We start from the raw sequence: 11,976 nt of genomic DNA, 5'->3' as shown, positions 1-11,976 counted from the left end.
GGGCCGGCAATGCCGCGATGATCGTCTCCGGCGTGTCCTGTTCAGGCTCCGGAGCCTGCTGTTCGGTCACCTGCGGAATCTCGGCGCGCCGCGCATTCTCCGGCGCCACGATGGCGATGCCCGGGAGGTTGCTGGTCTTGGCCGCCGCTGCCGGCTTCAGGTTTCTCGCCTTGGGCGGGGGGGCGGCCGAAGCGGTCTCGACATCGGCGCTGTCGTCGGCCTCGTCGTCGCCGCCGCCACCGAAGAAAGCCGACAGGAATCCACCCGATTTCTTGCTGCTGCCGCCGGCACTGGCCATCTCGATGGCCGGCGAGCCCGATCCCTTGCGCGCCTTGTAGGAGGCGAGCGCCTGCTCAAAGCCGGGCAGCGGCCTGCCGTCGCTCGGCACATGCAGCGTCTTGCCATTGGGGAACAGGGAGACCAGTTCCTGCCGGCTGATACCGGGCCAATGGCGCACATTGCCGACATCCATGTGGACGAACGGCGAACCCGATGACGGATAGTAGCCGACGCCGCCGCCCTGCATCTTGAGGCCGATGTTGCGCAGCTTCTTCAGCGGCACGCCGGGAATATAGAAATCCATCGCCTTGCCGAGCATGTGCTGGCTCTTCTCGGCCACGCCCCTGCTGCGGCTGCGCAGCATCGAGTTCGTCGACGGCGAGCGATAGCCGCAGACGACCTGGATATAGTCCGTGGCACCTGCTTCCCGATACGCCTCCCAGACGAGATCCAGCAGGCGCGGATCCATCTTGGTTGGCTCGTTGCGACGCCAGTCGCGCAAAATGATGTTGATCTTGCGGAGACCCTCGGGAACGTAGCGGCCGTTGCGCTTGTAGACGATCTCGGCCTTCTCATGGGTGTGGAGATGATAAAGCTTCAGCGACCGTGTTTCGGCGCTGGCTCCGCTCGCAGCCGCGGCAACAAAACCAAAAGCGACAACCAACACTGCCAGCCACTTCGGCCAGACGCTCAAATGATGGTGCCGCCTGTTTGTGTGTCGTTCGATTCTGTTCAAATCAAAAGGCCTTGCAGGCTGCCGTTTGTCCCCGGATTTGTCCAAACGGATGTGGCATTAGCACACCCGAATATCGATCCTAATGGTTAATCATCGCTTATTGAAGCCGAAATGCGGTAACACCGTGGCGATATCCCGTCAAAAATTGTTCACAAGGTTTCTTGGTAAACCGCTGGTTTAGATCGGATTTTCGCCTTCGCCCCAAACACGATCTGTTACCGTTAGCCTTAATGCGTGAACAGAGCTGTCCACGAGACAGCCACAATGCCGCCGAAACGGCGATACAAGGCCCGTTGTGGCATTGCAAGCTGGCGCCGGCCTTGTGGCAAAGCCGGAAGCCGGGCCAAAGCTCAGCCCGGCATCGCCCTTAGGAGGCTAGTCGATCGACGCGGCCTGTCTCCGGATCGATGCCGTGTTCCTTGAGCTTGCGATAGAGCGTCGAGCGGCCGATGCCGAGTCGGCGGGCGACTTCGCTCATCTGTCCGTTGTAGTGATCGATGGCAAGCTTGATCATCTCGAGTTCGACATCGGCAAGTGCCCGCACATTGCCGCGCTCGTCGAGCGCCCGCAACGTGCCGAAGCGAGGCTGCAGCCTTGCCGGCGGATCGAACGCGATTGCCGGGCCGCCCTCGCCGGGCAAGGCTTCGTCATCGCGCGCCTGCAAAGGCAAGGACGGCGACGGCGCGTCGCCATCCATATCGAGGTTGACGGTGCCTTCCACTTGCGCCCGGATCTGCGGGAAGTCCTCCGCGGTTAACATATAGCCTTCGCAAAGCACCGAGGCGCGAAAGACGGCGTTTTCGAGCTGCCGGATGTTTCCGGGCCAGTCATAGGCCTGCAGCACCGCGAGCGCTGCCGCCGAAATACCTTGCAGGCGACGGTGCGGGTCGGCCGGCGCGACCTTCTCCATGAAATGGGTGACCAGATATGGGATGTCGTCGCGGCGGTCGCGCAGCGGCGGCACGAAGATCGGATAGACGTTCAGCCGGTAGAACAGATCCTCGCGGAACTTGCCGTCCTTGACCTGCTGCAGGAGGTTGCGGTGCGTCGCCGAAATCAGCCTGATGTCGACCCTGACGGTCGAGCGCCCACCGACCGGGTCGACCTCGCCGTCCTGGACCGCACGCAACAGCTTGACCTGCACGTCGAGCGGCAGGTCGCCGATCTCGTCGAGAAACAGCGTGCCCGAATGCGCTTCGACGAACTTGCCGGTGTGCTTGTCGGTGGCCCCGGTGAACGAGCCCTTCTCGTGACCGAACAGGATCGATTCGACCAGATTGTCTGGAATGGCGCCGCAATTGACGGTGACGAAGGGCTTCGTGCGGCGGTCGCCACTGCCCTGGATGGCGCGCGCCACCAGTTCCTTGCCGACGCCGGACTCGCCCTCGATCAGGATCGGAATGTTGGATGCCGCCGCTTTCTGGCCAAGACGGATCACCCTGTCCATGGCCGGGCTGTGCGTGATCATGTCCTTGAAGGTCAGGAGGCCGCCGCGCCGGCGCGATGTGCGCTTGACCTCGCCCTCGACGGCCTCGACCTTGAGCGCATTGCCGATCGATGCCTGCAGCCTGTCGGGAGACGCCGGCTTGACGACGAAATCGAAGGCGCCATGACGCATCGCCGAAACCACGGTCTCGATTCCGCCCTGCGCGGTTTGCACGATCGCCGGCACGTTGATGTCGCGCTCGCGCATCGCCTTCAGCACGCCGATACCGTCGAGACCGGGCATGACCAGATCGAGGATGACCACCGACACCTCGCGGGCGCCGGGTCCATCGAGGATGTCGAGAGCGGCCGCGCCGCCGTCGACCACGATTGCGCTGTAGCCGAACCGCGTCACCGCCGCTTCGAGCAGCCGGCGTTGCACCGGATCGTCATCGACTATGAGTATGGAACCTGTCATGACTGGTGTGACTGCCCGCCCGAGGAATTCTGCCCTGTGGACCATCTTGGCACAGGGTTCTAAATAAGGTTTCAAAAAACCCGGTGAATGAATTCCTTAGGATTTGACCGGCTTCTCGTTTCTCCTTGAACCTTGGCCACGGAAGGTGTCGGCAATGCATAGGGATTCTGGGCACATGGTTTCCGCACGGCGGCTGGCGGCGCCGGCGTCGGGTCAAGGCGCGGCCGAGCTGGGCGACCTGCCGGAATGGAACCTTGCCGACCTCTATGCCGGCATGGACGCGCCGGAGCTGAAGCGCGACATCGCCAAGGCCGCCACCGATGCGACCAGTTTCGAGAGCCGCTGGAAGGGTACGCTGGCCGCCGAAGCCGAGCGCGGCGGCGCCGGCAGGCTGGGCGAGGCGCTTGTCGCCTACGAGGCGCTGGAGGAACTGATCGGCCGCATCGTCTCCTATGCGGGACTGGTTTATGCCGGAAACACCGCCGATCCCCAGCGCGCCAAGCTCTATGGCGACATCCAGGAGAAGATGACCGACGCCAGCGCGCACCTTCTGTTCTTCGCGCTCGAACTCAACCTGATCGACGATGCGTCGATCGAAGGCGCGCTCGCCGGCGATCCCGCCTTCGGCCACTATCGGCCATGGGTGCTCGATCTGCGCAAGGACAAGCCTTACCAGCTCGAGGACCGCGTCGAGCAGCTCTTCCACGAAAAGTCGATCACCGGACGCGGCGCCTGGAACCGCCTGTTCGACGAGACGATGACCGACCTTCGCTTCCACATCGACGGCGAGGAACTGACGTTGGAGCCGGCGCTGAACCGTCTGCAGGACGCCGACGGCGAGGTGCGCCGCCGGGCGTCCGAGGCGCTGGCCACGACCTTCCGCAAGAACTTGCGCACCTTCACGCTGATCACCAACACGCTGGCCAAGGACAAGGAGATATCCGACCGCTGGCGTGGCTTCGAGGACATCGCCGATTCACGCCATCTGGCCAACCGCGTCGAGCGCAGTGTGGTGGACGCCTTGGCCTCCGCCGTTCGCGATGCCTATCCGCGCCTCTCGCACCGCTACTACGCGATGAAGGCACGCTGGCTGGGCATGGAGGTGATGAACCATTGGGACCGCAACGCGCCGTTGCCGGATACGCCCCAGGCGATCATCGGCTGGGACGAGGCCAGGAACACCGTGCTGTCCGCCTATCAGCGCTTTTCGCCCGACATGGCCGAGATCGCGCGAACCTTCTTCGACCGCAACTGGATCGACGCGCCGGTGCGGCCCGGCAAGTCGCCTGGCGCCTTCGCGCATCCGACCGTACCGTCGGCGCATCCCTATGTCCTGCTCAACTACATGGGCAAGCCGCGCGATGTGATGACGCTGGCGCACGAGCTTGGCCATGGCGTGCATCAGGTGCTGGCCGGCGGCCAGGGTGCGCTGATGGCCTCGACGCCGCTGACGCTGGCCGAGACGGCATCGGTCTTCGGCGAGATGCTGACCTTCCGCTCGCTGCTCGACCAGACCACCGACCGGCGCGAGCGCAAGGCCATGCTCGCCCAGAAGGTCGAGGACATGATCAACACGGTCGTGCGCCAGATCGCCTTCTATGAATTCGAGCGCAAGGTGCATGCCGAACGCAAGAACGGCGAACTGACCTCCGACAGGCTCGGTCAGTTCTGGCTCGAAGTGCAGGCCGAAAGTCTGGGTCCCGCCATCAAGCTGCGCGAAGGCTACGAGGTGTTCTGGACCTACATCCCGCACTTCATCCATTCGCCCTTTTATGTCTATGCCTATGCTTTCGGCGACTGCCTGGTGAACTCGCTTTACGCGGTCTACCAGAACGCCGAGCGCGGCTTTCAGGACAAGTATTTCGAAATGCTGCGCGCCGGCGGCACCAAACATCATTCCGAGCTTCTGGCGCCCTTCGGGCTCGACGCCACCGATCCCGCCTTCTGGCAGATCGGACTTGGCGTCATCGGTGGCCTGATCGACGAGCTGGAAGCGCTCGACACTTGAAATGCGCCCCCAGGCGTCGCTCTAACAGTTTAGCCGGAATGCATGTTGGGACAGCTCTACTATCGCCCTAAATATCTGTTCTTGAAGTACTCTCCACCGAAGTTTTCCGATAGCTTTCCACAAGCTCTATGATAGCCTTCGCTCCAAGCTCAGCCGGAGCGCATGCGGATCGGCGAGGAGAAATCTCAGCCGGCCGTGGCGCTCAGGCGAACGCGACAACGGCCGTTGGCCATGGGCAAGCAAAGCCGATCGCCGACAGCTCGAACCGAAGCCGGCTGTTCTGCTTACCGCGGAACCACCAAGAGTAGTCCTTCGCCGAAGATCATGACCCACGGCAGACGGATCTGACTGGAGAGAGACAATGGGCACTTTTTTCTACGTGGTCCTGGCGTTCCTGATAGGCGTATTGGTCGGCTGGTTCCTTTGGGGGCGCCTGCGCGGTGAACTCGACAGCTTGCGCGGCGATCTCGACCGTACACGCAGCGAACGCGACAGGCTGCGCACCGACAGCGACCGCCTGACCGGCGAACTCGATGCATGCGGCAAGACCCGCGCCGACCTTGAGCGCCGGCTGCGCGAAGCGTCGGCCGCACCTGCCGCCGGAAGCAGCGCGGCAAAACCGGCAAGCCAGGCGCCGGCGGCCCTGATGTCGACCCCCGCGACGGCCAAATCCGCCACCACAAAGCCCGCGACGGCCAAACCGGCCGCTGCGAAAGCGGTCTCTGCCAAGCCGGCGGCGAAACCCGTCGCCACCAAAACCTCGGCTCCAGCCAAATCCGCAATGAGCAAGCCTGCAACAGTCAAGCCTGCAACAGCCAAGCCTGCAACAGCCAAGCCAGCATCCGGAAAGCCCGACAATCTGCGTCGGCTGATCGGTATCGGTCCGGTCAATGAGAAACTGCTCAAGGCACAAGGCGTCACCAGCTTCGCCCAGATCGCGTCCTGGACAGCGGCCGATATCAAACGGATCGAGGACGTCATGAATTTCGATGGCCGCATCGCGCGCGAACGCTGGATCGAGCAGGCCAAGCTGCTCGCCGCCGGCAACGAGAAGGAATTCGCCAAGCAGTTTCCAACAGCCGGAACCTCCAGCAACAGCTGATCGCCAGGCACGACCTGAAGATTGCAAGCGGCGGCGCCATATCGGCGTCGCCGTTTGCTCTTGGTTCCTGAGTTGGCCCAAAGGTCGGCTTTAAGAGGCAGCGTGCCGTTCCCTCGATTGCGCGCGGGCGGCACCCCATATAGAGCGGTTGATGGCTTCATTGACCGCAGCATTCGGTGCCCATGTCCCTGCCCGCCGCAATTTTTCGCAATGACAAAAGCGCGCGCCAGCTCGTTTTCGACCGGCCGGCCGATATCATCGTGGCGCACGATGCAGGCGATTTCGGGCCGGCTCTGGAAGCAGCACAAGCCGCGCATGATGCAGGCAAATGGCTTGCCGGCTATTTCTCGTATGAGGCGGGCTACCTGCTCGAACCCAAGCTCGTTCCCCTGCTGCCGAATGGACGCCGCGCCCCACTCGTGTGCCTTGGGGTTTTCGATGCCCCGGTCGAACAGGCGGTGCCGCCGCGCAATATGGCGGCGACCAATGGCCCGATCTTCGACGCCCGTGCGACGTGGTCGCCCGAGGATTATGAAAAACGCTTCTCGCGGCTGCACCAGCACATCCGGCAAGGTGATTGCTACCAGGGCAATCTGACCTTTCCCGTGCATGCGCAATGGTCAGGCGAGCCTCTGGCCGCGTTCGATGCGTTGACTGAACGTCAGCCGGTGAAATATGGCGCGCTGATCGCGCTCGGTGAACCCATCGTGCTGTCGCGCTCGCCTGAACTGTTCTTCGAGATCGACGCCGAGGGCATGATCGAGACGCATCCGATGAAGGGAACGGCGCCGCGCGGCGCCACCAAAGCCGAGGACGAACGGCAGAAGATCTTCCTGCGCAATGACGAGAAAAACCAGGCCGAAAACCGGATGATCGTCGATCTCCTGCGCAACGATATCTCGCTGATCAGCGAGGTGGGCACGCTGGACGTGCCGGCGCTGTTCCGCATCGAGACTTACCCGACCGTGCATCAGATGGTGAGCGACGTCAGGGCCAAACTGCTGCCGGGTCTCTCTATCCGCCAGATCTTTGCGGCGCTGTTTCCTTGCGGTTCGATCACCGGCGCGCCTAAGATCCGTGCCATGGAGATCCTGCGCGACCTGGAAGGCACGCCCCGCGATGCCTATTGCGGCGCCATAGGCTGGATCGCACCCGGCGGCCCGATGCGCTTTTCCGTGGCGATCCGCACCATCTCGCTCTTTTCGGGCGGCGAGGCCGTCTACAATGTCGGAGGCGGCGTCGTCTTCGATTCGACGGCGCAGGAGGAGTATCAGGAGTGTCTGCTGAAAGCGCGCTTCGCGACGGGAACACCGCCGACTTTCAGTTGATCGAGACCATGCGCTGGGAACCCGGCTCGGGCTTCCTGCGCTTCGATCGTCATCTTGCGCGCCTCTATGGCTCGGCGGCGGAACTCGGCTTCCGCTGTGATCCAGGCACGGTCGGCGAGGCGCTGAGCAGCGCGGTCGGCGGTTCCGGCGTTGCCACGCGCACGCGTCTCGTCCTGTCGCACGATGGCGAGGTGACGGCCTCTGCGCAGCCTTATGAACCGCTCGCCGCCGACAAAGTCTGGATGCTGCGGCTGGCGCGGACGAGGCTCGATTCGAACGACACGCTGCTGCGCCACAAGACCAGCCGGCGACAGCTTTACACGCGTGCCCGTGCCGAACACCTCATCACGCAGGCCGACGAGGTGCTTATGGCCAACGAGCGTGGCGAGATCTGTGAAGGCACGATCACCAATGTCTTTGCCGATGTCGGCGACGGCGTGCTGGCGACGCCCCGGCTCGATTGCGGCCTGCTGCCTGGCGTATTGCGCGCGCAGCTTCTGGATGAAGGCCGCGCCCGCGAAGCGATCTACAGCTTGGACGATCTGAAATCCGCCAAGTCCCTGTTCGTCGGCAATTCGCTGCGCGGACTGATCCCGGCAAGACTGACCTGAGACATGACGTCCCCAAAACATACGCTGCCCACCCACACGCCCTATGACGGCTCGTCGAAACTGTTCAGCATCGGGCTGAAGCCGCTCGACCCGGCGGCCTGGATCGAGGTCGACGGCCATCTGCTGCCGTATCTCGCCGAAAAGCACCGGCTCTATGCCGAAATCCCAGAGCGCGTTTTCGTCGAGGAGGACGGCACGCGCGACGCCCAGCAGGAAGTGCTCGACTTGCTCGCCGCGCATCTCCCGGAGAGGTTCCCCGAAACCCATCGGCTCGGCGGATCAGGCGTCGAGGTGGCGGGCGCGGCGAGCCGTCTGCCTGCTTCCCTCGCCGATGCGCCGCTGGCCAAAGCCTCACTGCTCGTCCAGGAAGACCTGATCCTGATGCGCAGCAGTGACAGCGGCTGGCGGCTGGTCGCCGGCTCGCTCTGCTTTCCCTCCTCCTGGTCGCTCCTGGAAAAGTTCGGCAAGCCGCTGCAGGACATCCACGCGCCGGTGCCGGGTTTCGGCCCGGGCACGCGTCCGGCGGAACTCATCAACCGGATGTTCGATGGCCTCCAGGGGCAGGCCGTCGAGCGCTACAACTGGTCGATCCAGGCCGACAACGCGCTCTACCATCCGCTCTCCGACCTGCAGCGCATCGACCGCGCCACCAACCGGCCGTCGCGCTTTCCCGATGGCGACATCGACGCCCATGCCTTCATTCGCGTCGAGCGGCAAACCCTACGCAAACTGCCTGTTTCACGCGATATCCTGTTCACCATCCGCATCCATCTCGATCCGCTCGCCGTGCTGGCCAGGCACCCTGATCGGGCGAAGCTCGCGGTGTCTTTCGCCGCCCAGCTCGAAGCACTCGATCTCGCCCAGCTCGACTACAAGGGCCTGACATCGGACCGTGATCGGCTGATGACGGTCCTTAACCACATGGCCAATGACGACTGATCGCTGGTTGGCGCTTTTCGCTGGTTTGTGACAATGATCTGTGATGTAGCGCATGGCCGCCGGGCAAAGATGCCCGGTTTTGTGTGTGCGTTTTCCCAGTTTCCTGGGCTTTGAAGGAGTGCTCGATAAAATGGCGAATGAAAACTGGCCCGTTTACGGTGAGATCAGCGGCCCTGTCGTGATGATCGGCTTCGGCTCGATCGGCCGGGGAACGCTGCCGCTGATCGAACGCCATTTCAAGTTCGACAAGTCGCGCATGACGGTTATCGATCCGCGCGACACCGACCGCAAGCTGCTCGACGAGCGCGGCATCACCTTCGTCCAGGAAGCGGTGACCGAGAAGAACTACAAGAAGCTCCTGACCCCGCTTCTGACCAATGGCGGCGGCCAGGGCTTTTGCATCAACCTGTCGGTTGATACCGGCTCGGTGGACCTGATGCGGCTCTGCCGCAAGCTCGGCGTGCTCTACATCGACACCGTCGTCGAGCCGTGGCTCGGCTTCTATTTCGACGCCAAGGCCGATAACGCCAGCCGCACCAATTACGCGCTGCGCGAGTCGCTGCTCAAGGAAAAGCACGACAAGCCCGGCGGCGCCACGGCGGTCTCCACCTGCGGCGCCAATCCAGGCATGGTCTCGTGGTTCGTCAAGCAGGCGTTGGTCAATCTCGCCACCGATCTTGGCCTGGAGTTCTCGGAGCCCGCGCAGGACGATCGCGAGGGCTGGGCCAAGCTGATGAAGAAGGCCGGCGTCAAGGGCATCCACATCGCCGAACGCGACACCCAGCGCACCAAGAAGCCGAAACCGATGGATGTGTTCTGGAACACATGGTCGGTCGAAGGCTTCATCTCCGAGGGCCTGCAGCCCGCGGAACTTGGCTGGGGCACACACGAGACATGGATGCCGAAGAACGCCAAGAAGCACAAGCACGGCTCGAAGGCAGCCATCTACCTGGAGCAGCCGGGCGCCAACACGCGCGTGCGCTCGTGGTGCCCGACGCCCGGCGCGCAATACGGCCTGCTGGTGACGCATAACGAGGCGATCTCTATCGCCGATTTCTTCACCGTGCGTTCGAAGAAGGGCAAGGTGCATTACCGCCCGACCTGCCACTATGCCTATCATCCCTGCAACGACGCGATGCTGTCGCTTGACGAGATGTTCGGCGCCGCCGGCAAGCCTCAGCCGGTGCATCATGTGCTCGACGAGAACGAGTTGATCGACGGCGTCGACGAACTCGGCGTGCTGCTCTACGGCCACGACAAGAATGCCTACTGGTACGGCTCGCAGCTGTCGCTCGCCGAGGCGCGCAAGCTGGCCCCCTACCAGAATGCCACCGGCATGCAGGTCACCTCGGCGGTGCTCTCGGGCATGGTCTGGGCGCTGGAGAATCCCGAGGCCGGCATCGTCGAAGCCGACGAGATGGACTACAGGCGGTGCCTGGAAGTGCAGTCCCAGTATCTCGGACCGGTCAAGGGCTACTACACCGACTGGACGCCGCTCGATAACCGTCCCGGCCTGTTCCCGGAAGACCTCGACCGGAACGACCCGTGGCAGTTCCGCAACATCCTTGTGCGATAGCAGCACCGCCCACCTGCCTCACTGCCTTGCAATCGCCCGGAAATCGGGCGATTGAAGGGATGCGGACCATAGCGATACGTATTCATCTGGACGCACGTCGCTCTGGAAACTTGGATGCACGCCTCGTGCTTGTCGAAAATCGATTTCCGATTTTTGGGCCGAAGCGAGAGGAGAGGATTTTCACATGATCATTGCGCGCAAAATTCTTTCGATGAGCGTGGCGGGTGCCATTGCGGCGATGCTCGCCGCCTGTGCGACCAGCGGCCCCGATCAACCGCCGATGGCAGCGGCGCCGAAAGGCGTCGAGGGCTCGTGGATCGACGCCAAGGGCACCGGCCTGTCGACCTTCACCGGCGGCACCTTCACGACGGTAGCCACCGACACCGGCCAGAAGCTTGCCGACGGCAGCTACACGATGACCGGCGCCACATCGGTGCAGATCAACGGCACCTCGCTGATCCGCCAGACCGCGGTCAGCTTCAACTGCCTGATGGTGTCGACAAGCCAGCTCAACTGCACGAGCTCCAGCGGTCAGAATTTCGTGCTGACAAGGCGCGTCTGAACCCACGACCATTCGTTTTCCAAGGACGGCGGCTGGTTGGCCGCCGTCCTTTTTTGTGCCGGCAAAGGGTCCCGGATTCCGCTTGCGTCATCCGGAACGCGATGGGAACATGGCCAAAGCGCCGGCTGTTATGTTCCAGTCAAGCAAGAGCGCTAATGGCCTCTGATCAGCTTTCCGGGAGACGAAGATGAAGAAGCTTGCCGCCATTGCAGCCCTGTCAGCCTCAGCCCTCGGCCTGTCGGCCGGCGCGTCCTTTGCCGACTACACGCTGAACATCCTGCATATCAACGACTGGCACAGCCGCATCGAAGGCAACAACAAATATGAATCGACCTGCTCGGCGGACGAGGAGACCAAGGGCGAGTGCATCGGCGGCGCGGGCCGGCTAATCACCGCGATTGCCCAGGAACGCAAGAAGCTGGAAGGCCAGAACGTGCTGCTGCTCAGCGCCGGCGACAATTTCCAGGGCTCGCTGTTCTACACGACCTATAAGGGCAAGGTCGAAGGCGAATTCCTCAACGACATGAAGTTCGATGCCATGGCCCTCGGCAACCATGAATTCGACGACGGCGAGGCCGCCTTGGCGCCGTTCCTCGACATGATCAAGTTCCCCGTGCTCGGCGCCAATGTGAAGGCCAACGCGCAATCCAAGCTCGGCGACCGCGTCAAGCCATCTGTTGTCGTCGAGGTCGGCGGCCAGAACATCGGCATCATCGGCGCGATCACCAACGACACGCCGGACCTCGCTTCGCCGGGTCCCAACGTCGCCATCGAGGACGACGTCAAGTCGATCACTGCCGAAGTCGAGAAGCTCAAGGGCGAAGGCGTCAACAAGATCATCGCCGTGACCCATATCGGCTACAGGCGCGAACGTGACGTCATCGCCAAGATCCCGGGCATCGATGTCGTCGTCGGCGGCCATAGCCATTCCC

10 protein-coding genes are annotated in these 11,976 nt (G+C 63.0%); 8 read left to right on the top strand and 2 right to left on the bottom strand.

The window, feature by feature from the left end:
* On the bottom strand, positions 1-973 hold a 973-nt coding region (locus tag EN884_RS09560; protein WP_128360536.1), incomplete at its 3' end, for a DUF882 domain-containing protein.
* A gap of 409 nt (positions 974-1,382) precedes the next feature.
* Complete coding sequence (locus EN884_RS09555; RefSeq protein ID WP_063168940.1) at positions 1,383-2,918, bottom strand: sigma-54 dependent transcriptional regulator; 1,536 nt, start codon at positions 2,916-2,918, stop codon at positions 1,383-1,385.
* A 175-nt stretch (positions 2,919-3,093) separates the two neighbouring features.
* Here EN884_RS09555 and EN884_RS09550 point away from each other — a divergent pair, with 175 nt between their 5' ends.
* The 8 genes from EN884_RS09550 to EN884_RS09515 form a co-directional block, all read left to right on the top strand.
* Entirely contained in the window at positions 3,094-4,926 is a 1,833-nt protein-coding gene (locus EN884_RS09550) for a M3 family oligoendopeptidase (RefSeq protein ID WP_063168941.1), read from the top strand.
* 361 nt (positions 4,927-5,287) lie between these two features.
* A complete protein-coding gene (locus EN884_RS09545; protein ID WP_063168942.1) occupies positions 5,288-6,028 on the top strand; it encodes a hypothetical protein in 741 nt (246 codons plus the stop codon).
* A gap of 182 nt (positions 6,029-6,210) precedes the next feature.
* Positions 6,211-7,356, top strand: coding sequence for an aminodeoxychorismate synthase component I (locus EN884_RS09540; RefSeq protein WP_063168943.1), 1,146 nt, complete (start codon positions 6,211-6,213; stop codon positions 7,354-7,356).
* Positions 7,305-7,967 carry an aminotransferase class IV family protein gene (locus tag EN884_RS09535; protein ID WP_063168944.1) on the top strand — a complete coding sequence of 221 codons (663 nt, stop codon included), beginning with the start codon at positions 7,305-7,307 and terminating at the stop codon, positions 7,965-7,967. The genes EN884_RS09540 and EN884_RS09535 overlap by 52 nt, the downstream gene beginning before the upstream one ends.
* Before the next feature lie 3 nt (positions 7,968-7,970).
* Positions 7,971-8,906, top strand: coding sequence for a DUF3445 domain-containing protein (locus EN884_RS09530; protein ID WP_063168945.1), 936 nt, complete (start codon positions 7,971-7,973; stop codon positions 8,904-8,906).
* A gap of 130 nt (positions 8,907-9,036) precedes the next feature.
* A complete protein-coding gene (locus tag EN884_RS09525; protein WP_013529731.1) occupies positions 9,037-10,482 on the top strand; it encodes a homospermidine synthase in 1,446 nt (481 codons plus the stop codon).
* A gap of 184 nt (positions 10,483-10,666) precedes the next feature.
* Complete coding sequence (locus EN884_RS09520; RefSeq protein WP_013529730.1) at positions 10,667-11,044, top strand: hypothetical protein; 378 nt, start codon at positions 10,667-10,669, stop codon at positions 11,042-11,044.
* A 187-nt stretch (positions 11,045-11,231) separates the two neighbouring features.
* A partial coding sequence (locus EN884_RS09515) for a metallophosphoesterase (protein ID WP_206617575.1) occupies positions 11,232-11,976 on the top strand: 745 nt, incomplete at its 3' end.

The organism is Mesorhizobium sp. M7A.F.Ca.AU.001.01.1.1 (genome assembly GCF_004022735.1).
In the GTDB taxonomy this organism is placed as follows: Bacteria; Pseudomonadota; Alphaproteobacteria; order Rhizobiales; family Rhizobiaceae; genus Mesorhizobium; species Mesorhizobium ciceri.
Note: the sequence above shows the minus strand (reverse complement) of the source record. Positions and strands in the feature narration are given on the sequence as shown.

Coding starts and splice junctions, on each gene's coding strand:
- EN884_RS09555 (WP_063168940.1), bottom strand. CDS start 2,918: ATGACAGGTTCCATACTCATAGTCGATGACGATCCGGTGCAACGCCGG.
- EN884_RS09550 (WP_063168941.1), top strand. CDS start 3,094: ATGGTTTCCGCACGGCGGCTGGCGGCGCCGGCGTCGGGTCAAGGCGCG.
- EN884_RS09545 (WP_063168942.1), top strand. CDS start 5,288: ATGGGCACTTTTTTCTACGTGGTCCTGGCGTTCCTGATAGGCGTATTG.
- EN884_RS09540 (WP_063168943.1), top strand. CDS start 6,211: ATGTCCCTGCCCGCCGCAATTTTTCGCAATGACAAAAGCGCGCGCCAG.
- EN884_RS09530 (WP_063168945.1), top strand. CDS start 7,971: ATGACGTCCCCAAAACATACGCTGCCCACCCACACGCCCTATGACGGC.
- EN884_RS09525 (WP_013529731.1), top strand. CDS start 9,037: ATGGCGAATGAAAACTGGCCCGTTTACGGTGAGATCAGCGGCCCTGTC.
- EN884_RS09520 (WP_013529730.1), top strand. CDS start 10,667: ATGATCATTGCGCGCAAAATTCTTTCGATGAGCGTGGCGGGTGCCATT.